Annotated in this window: 15 protein-coding genes; 5 read left to right on the top strand and 10 right to left on the bottom strand. The window is 64.0% G+C overall.

Going from position 1 to position 17,827, the window contains the following annotated elements; all coding sequences use genetic code 11:
• The first annotated feature begins 147 nt into the window (after nucleotides 1–147).
• Nucleotides 148–966, top strand: a complete 819-nt coding sequence (locus tag P8Q88_RS08540) for a TerC family protein (protein WP_278323428.1) — start codon at nucleotides 148–150, stop codon at nucleotides 964–966.
• The gene (locus tag P8Q88_RS08535) at nucleotides 963–1,403 is read left to right on the top strand and encodes a protein tyrosine phosphatase family protein (RefSeq protein WP_278323427.1); all 441 of its coding nucleotides are present in this window, start codon (nucleotides 963–965) and stop codon (nucleotides 1,401–1,403) included. Before P8Q88_RS08540 ends, P8Q88_RS08535 begins: the two co-directional genes overlap by 4 nt.
• Here the strand turns inward: P8Q88_RS08535 and P8Q88_RS08530 are convergent, their stop codons facing one another.
• Nucleotides 1,404–2,825 (bottom strand): amidohydrolase, encoded by a 1,422-nt coding sequence (locus P8Q88_RS08530; RefSeq protein WP_278323426.1) that lies wholly within the window; start codon nucleotides 2,823–2,825, stop codon nucleotides 1,404–1,406.
• A gap of 66 nt (nucleotides 2,826–2,891) precedes the next feature.
• On the opposite strand from P8Q88_RS08530, the gene P8Q88_RS08525 reads away from it, so the two are divergent.
• The 3 genes from P8Q88_RS08525 to P8Q88_RS08515 are packed head-to-tail and all read left to right on the top strand — an operon-like array spanning nucleotide 2,892 to nucleotide 5,851.
• Nucleotides 2,892–3,299 carry a hypothetical protein gene (locus P8Q88_RS08525; RefSeq protein WP_278323425.1) on the top strand — a complete coding sequence of 136 codons (408 nt, stop codon included), beginning with the start codon at nucleotides 2,892–2,894 and terminating at the stop codon, nucleotides 3,297–3,299.
• 2 nt (nucleotides 3,300–3,301) lie between these two features.
• Complete coding sequence (locus P8Q88_RS08520) at nucleotides 3,302–4,240, top strand: sterol desaturase family protein (protein ID WP_278323424.1); 939 nt, start codon at nucleotides 3,302–3,304, stop codon at nucleotides 4,238–4,240.
• Nucleotides 4,241–4,264: 24 nt separating this feature from the next.
• The gene (locus P8Q88_RS08515; protein ID WP_278323423.1) at nucleotides 4,265–5,851 is read left to right on the top strand and encodes a GMC family oxidoreductase; all 1,587 of its coding nucleotides are present in this window, start codon (nucleotides 4,265–4,267) and stop codon (nucleotides 5,849–5,851) included.
• Nucleotides 5,852–5,911: 60 nt separating this feature from the next.
• On the opposite strand, the gene P8Q88_RS08510 is transcribed toward P8Q88_RS08515, so the two are convergent.
• The 9 genes from P8Q88_RS08510 to pheS all read right to left on the bottom strand — a co-directional run bounded on the left by P8Q88_RS08510 (nucleotide 5,912) and on the right by pheS (nucleotide 17,811).
• Nucleotides 5,912–8,293 (bottom strand): TonB-dependent receptor, encoded by a 2,382-nt coding sequence (locus tag P8Q88_RS08510; RefSeq protein ID WP_278323422.1) that lies wholly within the window; start codon nucleotides 8,291–8,293, stop codon nucleotides 5,912–5,914.
• Between the two features lie 277 nt (nucleotides 8,294–8,570).
• The gene (locus P8Q88_RS08505) at nucleotides 8,571–9,890 is read right to left on the bottom strand and encodes an ammonium transporter (RefSeq protein WP_278323421.1); all 1,320 of its coding nucleotides are present in this window, start codon (nucleotides 9,888–9,890) and stop codon (nucleotides 8,571–8,573) included.
• Nucleotides 9,891–9,907: 17 nt separating this feature from the next.
• Nucleotides 9,908–10,246, bottom strand: a complete 339-nt coding sequence (locus P8Q88_RS08500) for a P-II family nitrogen regulator (RefSeq protein ID WP_278323420.1) — start codon at nucleotides 10,244–10,246, stop codon at nucleotides 9,908–9,910.
• Nucleotides 10,247–10,391: 145 nt separating this feature from the next.
• On the bottom strand, nucleotides 10,392–11,093 hold the full coding sequence (locus P8Q88_RS08495) for an endonuclease/exonuclease/phosphatase family protein (protein WP_278323419.1): 702 nt from the start codon (nucleotides 11,091–11,093) through the stop codon (nucleotides 10,392–10,394).
• Between the two features lie 38 nt (nucleotides 11,094–11,131).
• Entirely contained in the window at nucleotides 11,132–12,001 is an 870-nt protein-coding gene (locus tag P8Q88_RS08490; RefSeq protein ID WP_278323418.1) for an alpha/beta fold hydrolase, read from the bottom strand.
• A 36-nt stretch (nucleotides 12,002–12,037) separates the two neighbouring features.
• Nucleotides 12,038–13,573, bottom strand: a complete 1,536-nt coding sequence (locus P8Q88_RS08485; RefSeq protein WP_278323417.1) for a peptide chain release factor 3 — start codon at nucleotides 13,571–13,573, stop codon at nucleotides 12,038–12,040.
• Between the two features lie 7 nt (nucleotides 13,574–13,580).
• On the bottom strand, nucleotides 13,581–14,324 hold the full coding sequence (locus P8Q88_RS08480; RefSeq protein ID WP_278323416.1) for an SDR family NAD(P)-dependent oxidoreductase: 744 nt from the start codon (nucleotides 14,322–14,324) through the stop codon (nucleotides 13,581–13,583).
• A complete protein-coding gene (gene pheT, locus P8Q88_RS08475; protein WP_278323415.1) occupies nucleotides 14,321–16,714 on the bottom strand; it encodes a phenylalanine--tRNA ligase subunit beta in 2,394 nt (797 codons plus the stop codon). The genes P8Q88_RS08480 and pheT overlap by 4 nt, the downstream gene beginning before the upstream one ends.
• Nucleotides 16,711–17,811, bottom strand: a complete 1,101-nt coding sequence (gene pheS, locus P8Q88_RS08470) for a phenylalanine--tRNA ligase subunit alpha (protein WP_278323414.1) — start codon at nucleotides 17,809–17,811, stop codon at nucleotides 16,711–16,713. Before pheS ends, pheT begins: the two co-directional genes overlap by 4 nt.
• Nucleotides 17,812–17,827: the final 16 nt, after the last annotated feature.

The following is a 17,827-nucleotide window of genomic DNA, read 5'->3' as shown; positions in this document are numbered from 1 at the left end:
TTACCTCGACCATAGCGACAAACATCGCTTCTTGCGAATGATTTAGCTCTGTTCGCCCTTCTGGCCTGAAATTGTGACATTTTCGCAAGGGAGCCAGACGGGTCCTTTCGCTTGCGTGCGGTCGCGGTGCTTGGCAAAGGCCGCCGCATGGACATCATGGCCCTGCTCACCGATCCGGCCGCGTGGCTGGCCCTGCTCACTCTCATCGCGCTCGAAGTGGTGCTGGGGGTCGATAATCTCATCTTCATCGCGATTCTGTCGAACAAGCTGCCGGAGCACCAGCAACAAAAGGCGCGGCGCATCGGCCTCGCGCTGGCACTGATCATGCGGATCGGCATGTTGATGCTGATCGGCTGGCTGGTGACGCTGCAGACCCCGATCTTCGATCTCGGCATCGTTGGCCCGCCGGTCGAGGGAACCAACAAGGCCAGCTTCGAGACTGCATTCTCGGGCCGTGACCTCATCCTCCTGGTCGGCGGCCTGTTCCTTCTCTGGAAGGCCACCAAGGAAATTCACCATTCCATGGAGCCGGAGGACGATTCGGGCGATCTGCTCGACAAGACCCCCGGCGTGGCCGCCGCGGCGACCGCGACCTTCGGCGCGGTCATCGCGCAGATCGTGGCCATCGACCTCGTCTTCTCGGTCGATTCGATCCTCACCGCGGTCGGCATGACGGACGATATTCCGATCATGGTCACGGCGGTGGTCATCACCGTGGGCATCATGATGGTCGCGGCCGATCCGCTCGCCAAGTTCATCGAGAAGAACCCGACACTGGTCATGCTGGCGCTCGCCTTCCTGGTGATGATCGGACTGGTGCTGATCGCCGACGGCTTCGGCTTCCATGTGCCGAAAGGCTATATCTATGCCGCCATGGGCTTCTCGGTCGGCGTCGAGATCCTGAACATCGTCCAGCGTCGCCGCCGTGAAGCGACGCGCGCAGCCGCCACGGGAGACGCAGCATGACCGATTTCCGCAAGATCGACGACGGCTTCTATGCCAGCCCGCAGATTAATCCGGCGGACGTGTCGCAGGCCGCGGCCATGGGCATCACCCTGATCGTGAACAACCGCCCCGACGATGAATCGGCGGACCAGCCGGCAGGGGCAGAGATCGAATCGGCGGCCCGGGCAGCGGGTCTCCGCTACGTCGCCATTCCGGTCACGCATGCGGGCTTCAGCCTAGAACAGGTCGATGCGCTGGAGAATGCAATCGCCAGTGCCGATGGCCCGGTACTCGGCTTCTGCCGCTCGGGCACGCGCTCGACCCTGCTCTGGGCCATGGCCGAAGCAAAACGCGGCCGGGATCCCGATGAAATCGCGGCCTGCGCCGAAGCGGGCGGCTATTCGATCGCCCCGGTCCGCCCGACGATCGACATGCTCACCGGGCAGTCTTCCGACTGATCAGCGACGGTAGTCGAGCGGCGGGTCGCGGTCGCCGAGCAGCGATTCGTACACATAGTCCTCGCCGCGCGCCTGGGTGAACTCTGCTTTCGCCCGCTCGCGAAGGTCGGGGTTTGTATAGAGTTCAACCGCCGCGAGGATCATCGCCTTGGCCGCATGCTGGGTGCCTTTCGCACCATAGCTGTGCCCGCTCGCCGCGACTGCCTGCCAGCTATGCGCAGCGGTTCCCGGCACCCAGGTGGCAGTCCGCACGCTGACCGTCGGCACCGCGCGCGAAACATCACCGACATCGGTCGAGCCGTAGCCAGTCTTCACCTCGTAATCCTCGATCTCCTTCGCCTGCGACAGCTCAGGCGCGTCCTCGCCAAGGCTCTCGCGGATTTCGCGGGCCCATGCCAGTTCCTCGGCCGAATAGTCGAGCGGTTCCAGCTGACGCAGCTTTTCGGTCATCATCAGTTGCAGCGACTCGAGCGGTAGCGTCGGATTGTTGCCATGAATGATCTCCCAATCCACCTCGGTGCCGGTGCCCATGGCAGCTCCCTTGGCCGCCGCCTCGAGCCGAGGCCAGAGCGCCCGCACTTCGTCGGCGTCGGAATGGCGGACGTAGTAAAATACTTCGGCGAAATCGGGCACCACGTTCGGTGCGGCACCGCCCTCGGTGATGACATAGTGGATGCGCGTATCCATCGTCGTGTGCTCGCGCATCATGTTGACCATCATGTTCATCGCCTCGACCCCGTCGAGCGCACTGCGCCCGCGCTCCGGCGCGCCTGCCGCATGGGCCGAAATGCCGCGGAACCGAAACTTGCCCGAGCGATTGGCAAGGCTCATGCGCGAGGCGGCGGAGTTCCGGTCCGCAGGGTGCCAGTCGATCACGAAATCGGCATCGTCGAAAAGGCCCGCTCGGGCCATGTAGACCTTGCCCGAGCCACCTTCTTCGGCAGGCGTGCCATAGAGGCGCACGCGTCCCGGCGTGCCCGTGGCCTCGAGCCAGTTCTTGATGGCGATGGCCGCCGTCAGCGAGCCCGCACCGAACAGATTGTGTCCGCAGGCGTGCCCGGCGTTCTTGCCCTCGATCGGGTCGCGATTGGGCGAAGTGGACTGGTTGATGCCCGGCAACGCGTCGAATTCGGCCAGCAAGCCGATGACCGGTCCGCCGCTGCCCCACTCCGCGACGAAAGCCGTCGGAATGCCGGCCACCCCGGGACGGATGGCAAAGCCCTCGCCCTGCAACTCGTCCACCAGCAGGCCGCTCGATTGCGTTTCGAGATAGCCGAGCTCAGCGAGTTCCCAGATTTCGCGCGCCACGCGCTGGGTGCGTTCGCGTTCGGCCTCGACCGCCGCGATGGGATCGGTTGACTGAGCGACCAGCGGGGTGGCGGTAGCGATGGCGGTTGCAGCGAGAAGGGCGGTGAATTTCATGCTCGGCATCTCCTTGATGCGGCCTGCTTGCCGCAATTTGCGCGCCATGCCAAATCGCCATTCGCCATGGACCTTCCGCCCGCCTTTTTCCAATTCCTCGGATCGCTTGCCGCCATCCTGGTGCTCTCCGCGCTCGCATGGCAGCTCAAGCTTGGCCCGACACCACGATTGGAGGACGATGATGCTGCAGTCGAGGCCGCCGAAGAGGCCGTCAGCGGCTTCGAGCCGGTCGCTATTGGACGCGACAGCCACGGGCACGGCGCGCTGCTTCGCGACGCCCAGGGACGGATCCTGTTGCTGCGACCCCATGGTTCGCATTTTGCCGGTCGCCTGCTGACCGCGCAGGCCCATGCGAAGCTCGACGATGGGGCACTCGTCATCGACACGGCAGAAAAGCGATACGGCAAGGCCAGGCTTTCGCTGGCGGATGCTTCAGCTTGGATGCAGGCGATAGAAGCGATAAAGACTGCTTAGTCATGCCCGATTTCTCGCCCACCGAACTGGCCGTGCCCGGCTTCGTCGCGCTGGTCCTGATTGAAATGATCTGGGCCGCACGCAAGCGGCGTGAGGCCTACGAGCCGCGCGACACGCTGACGAGCCTCGCCTTCGGTCTCGGCAGCACAGTCAGCGGGCTGATCTTTGGCGGGCTGTTCTTCGCGCTGTTCCTGTGGGTGTGGCAATTTCGCCTGTTCGACATCGGCTGGAGCTGGTGGGCCTTCGCGCTGTGCTTCGTGCTCGACGATCTCAAATATTACTGGGTTCACCGCTTCGGCCACCGCGTGCGCTGGTTCTGGGCGAGCCATGTAAACCACCATTCCAGCCAGCATTACAATCTCAGCACGGCGCTCCGCCAGACCTGGACTGGCTTCATGACGCTGGGCTTCGCCTTCGCCCTGCCGCTGGTGCTGCTTGGTTTCCACCCCGGCATGATCGCGCTCGCAGGCGGGTTCAACCTTATCTACCAGTTCTGGATCCATACCGAGGCGATCGACAAGATGCCGCGCTGGTTCGAGGCGGTGATGAACACACCGAGCCACCATCGCGTGCATCACGCGACCAATCCGCGCTACCTCGACCGCAATTACGCGGGCGTATTCATCATCTGGGACAAGCTGTTCGGCACCTTCGAGCCGGAGGTGAAGGACGAAAAGATCCGCTACGGCATCGTCAGGCAGCTCGGCAGCTTCAACCTGCTATGGGCCGTATTTCACGAATGGGTCGGCATTGCGCAGGACATGTGGCGCGCGCCGTGGGGCAGCAAGCTCGGCTATCTCCTGCGCGAACCCGGCTGGACGCATGACGGCAGCCGCGAAACGTCCGACCAGATCCGCGCGCGCTGGCTCGCGCGACAGGCCCCGGAAGGAAAATCCGTTTCATCCGAAAACCCGATTGCGGGGGAGGCCGAGGCTGCCTAACCTCTCGATTCGAGAGGAGATATCATGGATGAATTCGACGTCATCGTCGTCGGCGGCGGCAGTGCGGGCAGTGCGGTCTCGGGGCGGCTGGCCGATACGGGCAAGCGCGTGTGCCTGCTGGAGGCGGGTGGACGCAACGACACCTTCCTGATCAAGACGCCGGGCTTCATGCCCTTCCTTACCGATAAATCGAATTATCGCTACGAAACGGTGCCGCAGAAGGGGCTGAACGGTCGCACCGGCTATCAACCGCGCGGTCGCGGGCTCGGCGGCTCTTCGGCGATCAACGCAATGGTCTATATCCGCGGCAATAGCTGGGATTACGACAATTGGGCCTCGCTTGGCTGCTCCGGCTGGAGCTACGACGACGTGCTGCCCTATTTCAAACGCGCCGAGCACAATGTCCGCGGCGAGAACGAATACCACGGCGACGATGGCCCGCTATGGGTGAGCGACCAGAAATGGCCCAACCCCGGAAGCCTCGCGTTCGTCGAAGCTGCAGCACAGCTGCAATTGCCGCGCAACGCCGATTTCAACGGCGAAACGCAGGCGGGCTTCGGCATGTACCAGGTGACGCAGAAGGACGGCGAGCGCTGGTCCGCCTCGCGCGCCTATGTCGAGCCAAGGCGCAAGTCGAAGAACCTCGACGTGCGTATCGGCGTCACGGTCCAGCGGCTGGAGATCGAGGATGGCCGCGTTACCGGCGTAACCTATACGGTGGGCGGGAAAGAGCGGACCGTGAGAGCGCGCGGGGCAGTGGTGCTGTCGGCGGGCGCGTTCAATTCTCCTCAGATCCTGATGCTGTCGGGGATCGGCCCCGCCGAACACCTGCGCGAGCACGGAATCGAAGTGAAGCTCGACAAGCCTGCCGTCGGATCGGACCTGCAGGACCACATCGACTATGTTTCCAGTTGGGAAACGCAGAGCAAGGACTTCATCGGCGACAGCCTGGCGGGGTCCGTGCGCATGGCCAAGGCCATCGTCGAGCACCGCCGCAAGCGCACCGGCATCATGACCACGCCCTATGCCGAGGCTGGGGGATTCTGGAAGGTCATGCCCGACGCCCCGGCGCCGGATGTGCAGTGGCATTTCGTGCCCGCCATGCTGGAGGATCACGGTCGCGAGAAGGTAAAGGGTCACGGTTTCTCCCTTCACGCCTGCGTGCTGCGGCCTGAAAGCCGCGGCACGGTGCGCCTCGACAGCCGCGATGCGAGCCATGCGCCGCGCATCGATCCCAACTTCCTCGATGACGATCGCGATATCGCGACGCTGCGTGCAGGGGTGCGCCTGTCGCACCGGATCGCATCCTCGCCCAGCCTTGCGCGCTACGAACCGAAGGACCGTTACGCCATCGACCTCGACAATGACGAGCAGCTCGACGATCTGATCCGCAGCCGTGCCGACACGGTGTATCACCCGGTCGGCACCTGCCGCATGGGTGCCGATGCCGACGCGGTGGTCGATCCGACCCTGAAGGCGCGCGGGATCGACGGGCTCTACATCGCCGATGCCAGCATCATGCCGCGCCTCGTCAGCGGCAACACCAATGCGCCTAGCATCATGATCGGCGAACGTTGCGCCGACTTCGTCGAGAACGCGCTGGCTGCCTGATCGGGACATGAAAAAGGGGCCGGAGATCGCTCCCCGGCCCCTCTGATTTTTGCGATGCCCCTAGAAGCTCTGGCGGACTGTCACGCCGATCGTCCGCGGCGTACTGACGCTATATCCCAGACGTGCTCGCCCTCCGCGTTCGCGATCGAAGCTCAGCAACGCGTTCTCGTCGAGCAGGTTGTTGACATAGACCACCAGCGACAGGCCCGAGGTCAGATCGACACCCGCATTCAAATTGACGAGATTGTAGGACGGCAACAGCAGATCGACCGTGGTCGATGCGTCGGCCGGAGCCCCACCAAACGGCAGGCCCGCCACGAAGGTGCGGGGGTTGTTTTCCTGGTCGGCAGGCTGGGTGAAGCGATTGCCGACATGGCTCCACGATGCCGCGATATAGGCATCGGCATTTGCCGCGACCGGGAATTCGTAACTACCCGAAGCGCTGAACTGTAACTTCGGGACCGAGGGCAGACGGTTGCCTTCGCGAATGCCCGTCGCCACGGCCAGCTCGCCCGGAAGCGTCGAGTCGAATTCCGCTTCGATCAGACTGCCCGCGAAGACGAAGTCCAGCCCCGGCGAGGGCGAAAAGCCGATTTCGGCCTCCGCACCCATCGAATGCGCATCGGGTACGTTGAACACGATGCGCGAGGAGCAGCTGCCTGCATCCAGCGTCACCTGCAGGTCGCTGATGTCGTTGTAGAAAGCCGCAACATTGGCGTAAAACCCGCGCCCTTGCGCCTTGGCGCCGACTTCGTAGTTCCACAGGCTCTCGTCGTCATAGCTCTGGAACGATCCGAACAGTGCCTCGTCCTCGTCCGAGCAGAGGGTAATGTTCAGCGGATCGTTTACCCCGCCGAGCCGGAAGCCCTTCGACGCCTGCGCATTGAGGGTCACCGTATCGTTCACGTCGTAGCTCAGCAAAACGCGCGGGCTGACCCCGTCGGAGGACGTCGTATCGGCTACGTTGTCGCCATTGGCGAACAGCCCGCCCGACACGAACCGCCGGCTTTCCTCGAAATCGTAATAACGCGCGCCGACCGTAACGTCGAAGGCATCGGTGAGCGCATAGGTCGCTTCGCCGAAGATGGCGATCTGCTCCAGCTCGTAGGGCAGGTCGGCATTGTAGGGCGAATCGAGATTGGGGAAGCCATTGGCGACCGCGGCCGAGGTCCCGGCCCCGAGCACTGCGTCGGTCGCCGCGGCATACCCCGGCGTGGGCAGGCGCTGGCGATAGAAGCGATCGGTGCTCGAATAGAAGCCGCCGACGACCCACTGGAACGGCCCCGTGTCGTTGCTGGAGAACCGCAATTCCTGCGTGATGGCGTTGACGTCGGTCGTATCGCGCAGGTTCGACGGCAGATTGACGGCCGCATTCGGATAGCCGAGATCGACCGACACGGAGCCGGTTAGCGCGCTCGCATCGCGGCTCACCAAGATGTCGCGATTGGTGTAGGAGCTGACCGATGTCAGCGTAACCGGGCCCAATTCTGCCTCGGCGACGAGATCGGCGATAAGCGTCTCATCCTCGAAGGCTTCGCGCAGCTTCAGATACTGCTCGCGCTCGTCGAACGTGGTGGGATTGGTACGGAAAGGATTGGCGTAAAGGTTGAAGATTTCCTGCCGGTTGAAACCGTCGGCAGTGATCTTCTGATAGACGATGCGCGGCGTCAGGCTGAAGCCTTCGCCCGTATCGATGGTCAGCGCCAGCCGCCCGCCATAGCGTTCGCCGGTATTGACGTCCTCGCCGCCTGCGGGGCCGATCGCGTTGATGAAACCGCCATATTGCGTGTAGTAGCCGACCGCACGAAGCGCCGCGCGCTGGCCCAGCGGCAGATTGATCATGCCCTTGCCGTGCCAGCCGATATCGTCGCCATCGACGAGATTGACATTGCCCTCGATCAGACCCTCGGTCACGCCGACCAGCGGCTGGTTGGTAATGTAGCGGATGGTGCCGCCGACGCTGCCCGAACCGAACAGCGTGCCCTGCGGACCGCGCAACGTCTCGACGCGATTGAGATCGAACAGGTCGAGATCGGGCGTAAAGAGCGACAGCGAGATCACGCTTTCGTCGAGATAGACGCCGACCTGTTCCTTCACGCCCGGCTGGTCGCGCACGACCTGGCCGGCCGAAACGCCGCGAACCGAGACCTGGCTCTGGCCCGGCCCGAGATTCTGGACCGAGAGGCCAGCGACGCTGCGCGACAGGTCTTCGAGATTACCCGCGCCCGATTTCTGGATGTCTTCTTGGGTCTGCGCGTTGATCGAGAACGGCACGTCCTGGATGGTGGAGTCCCGTTTGGTCGCGGTCACGATGATGACGTCGGTGTCGCCTTCGACCTGTTCCGCGACCTGCGCGGCCACCGGGGCTGCCAGTGCGGAAAGCCCGCAACCGGCCAGCAAGGCCGCCAGTCGCGCGGTGCGCCTCTGGTGTAGGTTTTTCATGATTTCTCTCCTCCACGCAGGGCTTTGCGCCCTGTCAACACGAGCACAAATCCCGCCGGAGTCACAAAATTGCAAGGGCTGACAATGCTTGTGAAATATTTTGGTCATTGCGCGTAGCATTCGAGTCACATCAGCAATTCAGCGAAAAAAGAGGGCCGGGGAGTGCCCGGCCCTTCGAGAGGTTGGATGTTCGCAGGAGGAACATGGGTGGGCGAGGGCGCCGTTTGAGAGAGAGGAGAGAGTGTCGGCGCCCCCGCCGAACGGTTTGGGTCAGCGTTCAGTTATATGCGCGCTCCCCGTGTTCGGTGATGTCGAGCCCATCGACTTCGGCTTCTTCGGTCACCCGGAGGCCGACCACCGCCTTGACGATGAAGCCCACGATGAGCGTGCCGATACCGGCCCAGGCGATGGTGACGAGGACGCTGAAAATCTGGACCCAGAGCTGTGCGCCCAGCGCCACCGAACCGTCTCCCGGTCCGGCCAGGAAGGGCTGGTACACGATCGCGGTGCCGATCGCGCCGACAATCCCGCCGATGCCGTGGATGCCGAAGGCGTCGAGGCTATCGTCGTAGCCGAGCTTTGCCTTGATTTTGGCGACGAAGAGATAGCACACGGCAGCGCTGACGATGCCCAGCAGGATCGCACCGAACGGGCCGCTGTTTCCGGCTGCGGGGGTCACCGCGACCAAGCCGGCGATTACGCCCGAGCAGAAGCCCAGCGCACTTCCCTTGTGACCAGCCATCCGCTCGATCACCATCCAGGTCAGCGCACCGGCCGCGGTCGCGACAAAGGTGTTGATCATCGCGAGACCTGCCGATGCATCGGCTTCCAGCGCACTGCCGGCGTTGAAACCGAACCAGCCCACCCACAGCAAGCCGGTTCCGACCATGGTCAGCGTCAGGCTGTGCGGGGGCATGGGCTCCGCGGGATAGCCGCGGCGCTTGCCCAGCAGATAGGCGAGCACGAGGCCCGAAACACCGGCGTTGATGTGCACGACTGTGCCGCCAGCGAAGTCGAGTGCGCCGTCCTCGAACAGCAGGCCGCCCCCTGCCCAGACCATGTGGGCTATCGGGAAATAGACGACCGTCAGCCACAGCGGTACGAACAGCATGACGGCATTGAACTTCATGCGCTCCGCCGTCGCGCCGAGGATCAGCGCGGCGGTGATGGCCGCAAAGGTCATCTGGAAGCTGATGAAGACGAATTCGCTGATCACCTCGTCGGTGAAGGTCGCGGCCGTGCTGGATGCGTCAGTCTGCGCAAGGAACAGGTTGCCCCAGCTGAAGAATGCGTTGCCTTCGGGGCCGAATGCCGTGGAATAGCCCCACATTACCCAAACGAGCATGGCGAGCGACGCGGTCGCGCCGATCTGGGTCATGGTGGACAGCATGTTCTTCGAGCGGGTGAGGCCGCCATAGAACAGGGCAAGACCGGGCAGGATCATGAGCATGACCAGCACCGTGGCGGTCATCATCCAGGCATTGTTGCCGGGATTAGGCACGGCGGCGGCAGCCTCTGCAGCTTCCTGCGCATAGGCTGCAGCAGGCACGAGCAGCGCGGCAGCCGTGGCGCCGGCGCGGGTAAGGGTACGGAGCATCTTGGTATCCTTCATCGTCACAGGGCCGTATCGCCGGTTTCGCCGGTGCGGATGCGGGTCGCGCTGGCGAGGTCGAGAACGAAAATCTTCCCGTCGCCGATCGCTTCGCTGCTGGCGGTCTGCTGGATCGTCTCGACGACTTGCGGGGCGAGATCGTCGCTGGTGGCAATCTCCAGCTTCACTTTCGGCAGCATGTTGGTCGAATACTCGGCGCCGCGGTAAATCTCGGTCTGGCCTTTTTGCCGACCGAAACCCTTCACTTCCGATACGGTCATACCGGCCACGCCCACTGCGCCGAGCGCTTCGCGCACCTCGTCGAGCTTGTATGGCTTGATGACGGCGATGATGAATTTCAAGCGTTCACCCCCTGCTTGTGTCAGCCGGCCCCGTTGCCGGCTTTCGCAGGTGCAGCATGAAGTGTGCCAAAGTGCCGCAAGAACGAACCATTCGTCGTCTGCGCGACTGACGAGCCCTTAGTTTGCCTGATTTATAGTCAGCAGCCTATTTCGTGTGCAGCTTGAGCTGCGCAACGACGGGAAGATGGTCTGATGCCACGGCCGCCAGCGAGGTGTGGTGGACCTTGCTATCGACGCATTCCCAGTGACGCGTCACGGCAATGCGATCCAGCGTCGCGATCGGCTGACGGCTGGGATAGCTGCGCCCCGGCGTTAATAGCTGCCACTCCTCCCCGAATTCCCGCATCGCACCCGTATTTCTGCCCCACTGGTTGAAATCGCCGAGAATGACCGAGGGCAGATCGCGCTCGCAGACCCGGATGTAGGTGAGGAGCGATCGGATCTGGTCGCGCCTGCGCAGGCCGGACAGGTCGAGATGCGTCCCGATGATCCGAAGCAATTGACCCTCGATCACGATTTCGCCGCACGCCGCGCCGCGCGGCTCGAGTGTCGGAATATCGAGTGCATGAGACGCGACGATCTCGACATCTCGCCTGACCAGCAGCGCATTGCCGTGCCAGCCGATGCTCCGCGGCCGCCGCGCCACCTCGATGACACGCCATTTCGTGTCGTCGAGGGCGGCACGCGGAAGCACCGTTGCCCGGTCGCCGATGCGCCGATCCGCCTCCTGTAAGGCGATGACATCGGCATCGATCTCGTGCAGGACCGAGAGGATACGCTCGGGATCGCGCTTGCGGTCGAGGCCGACCGCCTTGTGAATGTTGTAGCTGGCGAAGGTAAGCTGCACCCCCGGTCAACGCTTTCGCTGCACGATATGTGCCGCCGTCAAAGGAAATCCCTCAGTGTCGCCATGAACCGGTCGAACTGGTCATGGTGCAACCAGTGGCCGGCATTGTCGAACTCGATCACCTCGGCATTGGCAAAGTGTTCAAGCCTGCCGTCGCCCTTGGGATTGGAAGCCCAGCTGTCCGCGCCATAGAGTAACAGCGTCGGCGCCGTGATCGCCGCCCAGGTCTGGTGGAGGAATTCATCGGCGATGTCTTCGACCGGCCAGACATTGAGATGCGGGTCGAACTTCCAGCTATAGGTTCCATCCTCGTTACGATTGACGCCATGAAGCGTAAGATGCCGCGCCTGCTCCTCGGTGAGGTAGCTGTTCTCATCGATCATCCGCGCGAAGGCTGCCTCGATGCTCTCGTACTTGCGCGGCGTGCGGGCGGAGGCGGCGCGTTTCTTGCCGATCCATTCGTTCAAGCGTTCGGGATAGGGCTTCGCCCTCATCTCCTTCTGTCGCTTCGGACTTGGACCCAGACCTTCGATCGCCACGATCTTCGTGACCATGTTCGGGAAGGTCCCGGCGTAGCGCAGCGACACATTGCCGCCCATGGAATGGCTAACGATGGTCACCGGACCGACGCCGAGCTGATGCACTAGCTGCGCGAGATCGTAGACCATGTCGCTGGAGGAGTAATTGCCGTCGGAAACCCAGTCGGAGTCGCCATGCCCGCGGTGGTCCATCGCGACGACGTGCCAATCCTGGCACAGCTCTTCCGCGACCCAGTCCCAGCTGCGCGCATGGTCACGCCCACCGTGAACCAGGACCAGCGGCGGCTTTCCGCGATTGCCCCAGTCGAGATAGTTGAGCCGCAGTCGCTGCGAGATGAAGGTCTGGGAGGTTGGGCCGGGAATAGTCATCGGGGCGCTTTGCAACGGCTCCACTATTGATTCAACCTACCGTTCTTTTGTCGCCGAGAAGGTCAGGTCCGGATTCTTCTCTTCCTGGTAATTCACGTCCCACGGGCTCTTGGCCATGAAGACGAGATCGCCATCCCGGTCGCGGGCAAGGTTGGCGCGATTGAATTTCTCGAACTCATCCAGCGCCTTGTCGTCGCCCTTGACCCAGCGCGCGGTGGCGAAGGGTGACGGCTCGAGATTGGCCTTCACCTTGTACTCCGCCTCCATGCGCGAAATCAGCACTTCCAGCTGCAGCTGACCAACCACGCCGACTATGTGTTGTGCCCCGATCTCCGGGTAGAAGACCTGGATCACGCCCTCTTCGGACAAATCATCGAGCGCTTTCCTGAGCTGCTTGGTCTTCGTCGGATCGGCCAGTACGACGCGGCGCAAGATCTCCGGCGCGAAGTTCGGCAGGCCGGTGAAACGTACATCGTTTTTCTCGGACAGCGTATCCCCGACGCGCAGCGTGCCGTGGTTGGGGATACCGATAATGTCGCCCGCCAGCGCGGTGTCGGCGATCTCGCGATCCTGCGCGAAGAAGAGGATCGGCGAGTGGACCGCGATGGGCTTCCCGAGGCCCGATGGCGTCAGCTTCATGCCGCGTTTGAAGGTGCCCGAAACCTGCCGCATGAAAGCGATCCGGTCGCGGTGGTTGGGGTCCATGTTGGCCTGCACCTTGAAGATGAAGCCGGTGACCTCGTCGCGCTCGGGGCTGATCTGCTCTTCGCCGGCGGGCTGCGGGCGCGGCGGAGGGGCCCACTTGGCAATCGCCTCGATCAGCTCCTCGACGCCGAAATTCTTGAGCGCGGAGCCGAAAAACACCGGCGTCAGATCGCCATTGCGATAGGCTTCGAGGTCGAATTCGGGATAGCCGATCTTGGTCAGCTCGATCTCTTCTTCGAGTTCCTCCGGCAGGTCGCCCAGCGGCTCCCGCTTGCCGAGAAATTCTTTGCTCCCGCCTTCGGGCCGCGTGACCGTGTCGGTCTCGAAATCGAGTACCCCCGTGAACAGCCCGCCCATGCCGAGCGGCGCGTTCTGCGGGCTGACGTCGAGCGCGAGCGCGTCAGCCACTTCGTCGAGGATCTCGAACAGCGGGCGTCCTTCCCGGTCGACCTTGTTGACGAAGGTGATGATCGGCACGTTGCGCAGGCGGCAAACCTCGAACAGCTTGCGCGTCTGGCTCTCGATCCCCTTGGCGACGTCGATCACCATGATGGCGGAATCGACCGCAGTCAGCGTGCGGTAGGTGTCTTCCGAGAAATCCTCGTGGCCCGGCGTGTCGAGCAGGTTGAAGGTGATGAGTTCGCCGTCGATCTCTTTCTCGAAGGTCATAACGCTGGAGGTGACCGAGATACCGCGCTGCTGCTCGATCTTCATCCAGTCCGATCGCGCCCGCCGCGCCGCCCCGCGCGCCTTGACCTCGCCCGCGAGGTGGATGGCCCCGCCCTGCAGCAGCAGCTTTTCGGTGAGCGTCGTCTTGCCCGCGTCGGGGTGCGAGATGATCGCGAAGGTACGGCGATTGGAAGTCATGTAATACTCAGTCGCGCGCGACGCGGAAGCCGGCGAAATCCTGGCTCACCGGCATCAGCTCGATGCGGTTGATGTTGAGGTGCGGGGGCAGTTCGGCCACCCACAGGATAGTGTTCGCAATGTCCTTGCCGGTCATCGGGTCGGACCCGCGATAAAGGTCGTCGCTCGCCTGCTGGCTGCCGGTGCGGACCAGCGTGAATTCGGTCTCGACCATGCCCGGCTCGATGCTGGTCACGCGCACGCCGGTGCCATGGAGATCGGCGCGCAGGGCCAGCGTGAAGTGGTTCGCGAAGGCCTTGGAGCCTGCATACACATTACCGCCCGGATAGACATAACTCCCCGCGACCGAGCCGATCGCAATGATCGCGCCCTTGCGCTCGATCAGAACGGGCAGCAGCTTGCGGGTCAGCTTGACCATGGCCGTCACATTGGTGTCGATCATGGTTTGCCAGTCGTCGAGGTTCGCCTCCTGCGCGGGCGAGAGGCCTTGCGCGAGACCCGCGTTGTTCACCAACAGGTCGATCCCGGCGAAGTCCTCGGGCAATGCAGCAATGGCGGCATCCATCGCAACCTCGTCGCGCACGTCGAAGACGCAAGGGTGGATTGCCTCTGCCCCCAGCTCCGCGACCAGCGCATCGAGCCGTTCCTTGCGGCGTCCCGTCGCCACGCAGCGCCAGCCTTTGGCCACGAGCGCACGGACAGTCGCTTCACCAATGCCCGCGGTCGCTCCGGTTACGAAAGCCGTCTTCATCCGCGCAACTCCGCGCCCTGCTTGGCGGCAGCGGCCACCACTTTGTCCGAGATCGCCTTGATCTCCTCGTCGGTGAAGCTTTTCTCGCCCGGCTGAAGCACGACCTCTACCGCGACCGACTTCTTGCCTTCGGGCACGCCTTGCCCGGCGAAAACGTCGAACACGCGCGCCGAGACGATAGCTTGCTTGTCCGCGCCCTTCACCGCGCGCACGAGGTCGGCAGCAGCAAGATCGGCGGGGACGAGAAAGGCGAAGTCGCGAGTGATCGCCTGCAATGCGGGCGGCGTGTAGGTCGGGCGCGCGAAACTGCCGCCGCCTTTTTTCGCCGGGATAGCGTCGAGGAAAATTTCGACCGCGACGACCGGGCCGTCCACGTCGAAGGCCTTGAGCGTGCGCGGGTGCAGCGCGCCGAAGCGGGCGAGCACGGTCTTCGGGCCGAGCCGCAGCGTGGCGGACTGGCCGGGGTGGAACTGATCGCCCGCCTCACCCATGACCATGAGGTTGTCGACCGGCGCACCGGCGGCATCGAGCAGGGCGAGCGCTTCGGCCTTGGCGTCATAGGCGTCTAAGCCAGTAGCCTTGCCCTGCGCCCAGCCGCGCGGGGTCTTCTCGCCCGCGAGCACTACGCCAAGCGTTGGCTTCTCGTCGCTCGCGCCGCCCTTGCCGCGGAAATAGCGACGTCCGATTTCGAACAGGCGCGTGCCCGGCGCGCCGCGATCGGCATTGCGCTTGGCCGCGGCGAGCAGGCCGGGAATGAGCGAGGGGCGCATCGCCTTCATGTCCTCGCTGATCGGATTGTCGAGCACCCAAAGCTGCGCGCCGTCCGCGAAGTGCTCGGCGTCGGCGCTGGGTAGGAAGGACCAGGTCACTGCCTCGTTCAGCCCACGCGCAGCAGCTGCGCGGCGCAGCTTGCGCTCGAGCTTCTGCTGCGGCGAAGCGGTCGGCTGCGCGACGCCATCGGCACGTGGGAGGGCCACGCTCTCAACATTGTCGAGCCCGTGGATGCGCACCACTTCCTCGACCAGATCCGCAGGGCCTTCGATGTCGTGACGGCGCGGCGGGCAGGTGACCTGCCAGTCGGGGCCCACCGCGAAGTCGAGTTCGGTCAGAATGCGGCGCTGCTCGTCCTCGGCCACCTCGACACCACCCAGGCGCAGAGTCAGTCCGGGATCGAACGGCACGACCATCGGCTCCACCGGTGGCTCGCCCGCGCGAATTGCTTCGCTCGGCGTACCGCCGCAGGTCTGCACGATCAGGTCGGTCAGAAGCGCAAGGCCATCGTCCAGGAAGGCCGGATCGACACCGCGCTCGAACCGCGTACGCGCGTCCGACGCGAGGCCGAGCTTGCGACCGGTCACGCCGATGCGCTCGGGATCGAAATAGGCGATCTCGAGCAGGACGTCGGTCGTGCCCTCACTCGCACCGGAATGCTCGCCGCCCATGATCCCGCCGATATCATGGACACCAGCATCGTCGGCGATAACCGTCATCGTGTCATCGAGCGTGTAGGTCTTTTCATTGAGCGCCTGCATCGTCTCGCCATCCTGCGCTCGGCGCGCGACGACAGGGCCGGACAGCTTGGCGACGTCGTAGACATGCGCCGGACGCCCGCAGGCGAGCATAAGATAGTTGGTGCAATCCACCAGCGCGCTGATCGGTCGCTGGCCCGCAGCCTTCAGCCGGCGCTGCATCCATTCCGGTGAGGGCTTGCTGTTGTCGACTCCGCGAATGACACGGCCATAGAAAGCCGGACAGCCGTCGGGATCGTCGGTGCGGATCTCGACCGGGCACGCGCCATTGCCATCGATCGCCGGTACCTCGACCGGCTTGAACGTGCCGAGGCCCGCCGCCGCGAGATCGCGTGCGATGCCCATCACGCCCATGCAGTCCGGACGATTGGGGGTGATCGCCACGTCGAACACGGGCGACGCATCGCTATAGTCGGCGAAGCTTTCCCCGACCGGCGCATCCTCGGGCAATTCGATGATGCCGTCATGCTCGTCGCCGAGTTCGAGTTCGCGCACCGAGCACATCATGCCGTTGCTTTCGACGCCGCGGATCGCGCTCTTGCGCAATTCCATGCCGTTAGCGGGGACCACCGCGCCGGGCAGGCCGAGCACACCCTTCATGCCCGCACGCGCATTGGGCGCCCCGCAAACGACCTGCAGCGGCTGGCCGTCACCGGTATCGACGCTGAGGACCTGCAGCTTGTCGGCATCGGGATGCTTCTCGGCCGTCAGCACCTTGGCGACGCGGAAACCTGCCAGTCTGTCCGCCGGGTCCTCGATGCCCTCGACCTCATGGCCGATCCGGTTGAGCGCAGCGGCTATCTCCGCCACCGAGGCATCGGTGTCGAGGAAGTGCTTCAGCCATTCGAGCGAGAACTTCATGCGCGCGCTCCTACGCCGGCAGACAGGGTGGGCTGGTCGAAGGGCGAGAAGCCGTAATGCTCCGCCCAGCGATAGTCGCCGTCGAAAAAGGCGCGCAGATCGTCCATGCCGTATTTCAGCATCGCGAGCCGGTCCACGCCAAGGCCCCAGGCGAAGCCCGAATAGACGTCCGGATCGACGCCCGCGAATTCAAGCACGCGGCGATTGACCATGCCGCTGCCGAGCAGTTCCATCCAGCCATGGCCCGGCGCATCGCCGTCCCCGCCGAGCACGCGGCGACCGTTCACGTCCTGCCACCCCACATCGACCTCGACCGAGGGTTCGGTGAAGGGGAAATAGCTAGGGCGCAGGCGCAGCACGATATCGTCGCGCTCGAAGAAGGCCTTGAGGAAGGTCTCCAGCGTCCACTTGAGGTGGCCGAGGTGGATGCCCTTGCCGATCACCAGACCTTCCACCTGGTGGAACATCGGCGTGTGCGTCGCATCGCTGTCCGAGCGGTAGACGCGGCCCGGCGCGATGATGCGAATGGGCGCGCCCTGCTCGGCCATCGAACGGATTTGCACCGGCGAGGTATGCGTGCGGAGCAGCATGCGGCGGCCGTCGCTGTCCACATCAGGGAAATAGAACGTATCATGCATCGCGCGCGCCGGGTGCGTTTCGGCCATGTTGAGCGCGGTGAAATTGTGCCAGTCGTCCTCGATCTCCGGCCCGGTGGCGACCGAGAAACCGAGGTCGGCGAAGATTTCGGCCAACTCGTCCATCACCTGGCTGACCGGGTGAACCGAGCCTTGCGGCGCTTGCGGCGCGGGCAGGGTCAGGTCGAGCACCTCGCGCGTAAGCCGGGCTTCGAGTTCGGCATCGTCGAGCTCCGCCTTCTTCGCCGCGATCGCATCGGCGACCTCGGTGCGCAGACCCTGAATCCTGGGCGCTTCGGTCTGACGCTCTTCCGGCGTCATCTTGCCGAGCGTCTTCATCAGGCCCGAGATCGAACCCTGCTTGCCCAGATACTCTACGCGCAGCACCTCCAGCGCGGCCGCATCGGACGCATCGTCTATCCGTGCGAGAGCATTGTCCCGCAACATCGCCAACTCGGTCATTGAATCCTCGGCTGTG

It is taken from the genome of Qipengyuania marincola, from assembly GCF_029688625.1.
Lineage (GTDB): Bacteria > Pseudomonadota > Alphaproteobacteria > Sphingomonadales > Sphingomonadaceae > Qipengyuania.
Note: the sequence above shows the minus strand (reverse complement) of the source record. Positions and strands in the feature narration are given on the sequence as shown.

Bases quoted from the DNA above. Each gene is read 5' to 3' on its own strand.
- P8Q88_RS08540 (WP_278323428.1), top strand. From the start codon at position 148: ATGGACATCATGGCCCTGCTCACCGATCCGGCCGCGTGGCTGGCCCTG.
- P8Q88_RS08535 (WP_278323427.1), top strand. From the start codon at position 963: ATGACCGATTTCCGCAAGATCGACGACGGCTTCTATGCCAGCCCGCAG.
- P8Q88_RS08530 (WP_278323426.1), bottom strand. From the start codon at position 2,825: ATGAAATTCACCGCCCTTCTCGCTGCAACCGCCATCGCTACCGCCACC.
- P8Q88_RS08525 (WP_278323425.1), top strand. From the start codon at position 2,892: ATGGACCTTCCGCCCGCCTTTTTCCAATTCCTCGGATCGCTTGCCGCC.
- P8Q88_RS08520 (WP_278323424.1), top strand. From the start codon at position 3,302: ATGCCCGATTTCTCGCCCACCGAACTGGCCGTGCCCGGCTTCGTCGCG.
- P8Q88_RS08515 (WP_278323423.1), top strand. From the start codon at position 4,265: ATGGATGAATTCGACGTCATCGTCGTCGGCGGCGGCAGTGCGGGCAGT.
- P8Q88_RS08510 (WP_278323422.1), bottom strand. From the start codon at position 8,293: ATGAAAAACCTACACCAGAGGCGCACCGCGCGACTGGCGGCCTTGCTG.
- P8Q88_RS08505 (WP_278323421.1), bottom strand. From the start codon at position 9,890: ATGCTCCGTACCCTTACCCGCGCCGGCGCCACGGCTGCCGCGCTGCTC.
- P8Q88_RS08490 (WP_278323418.1), bottom strand. From the start codon at position 12,001: ATGACTATTCCCGGCCCAACCTCCCAGACCTTCATCTCGCAGCGACTG.
- P8Q88_RS08485 (WP_278323417.1), bottom strand. From the start codon at position 13,573: ATGACTTCCAATCGCCGTACCTTCGCGATCATCTCGCACCCCGACGCG.
- P8Q88_RS08480 (WP_278323416.1), bottom strand. From the start codon at position 14,324: ATGAAGACGGCTTTCGTAACCGGAGCGACCGCGGGCATTGGTGAAGCG.
- pheT (WP_278323415.1), bottom strand. From the start codon at position 16,714: ATGAAGTTCTCGCTCGAATGGCTGAAGCACTTCCTCGACACCGATGCC.
- pheS (WP_278323414.1), bottom strand. From the start codon at position 17,811: ATGACCGAGTTGGCGATGTTGCGGGACAATGCTCTCGCACGGATAGAC.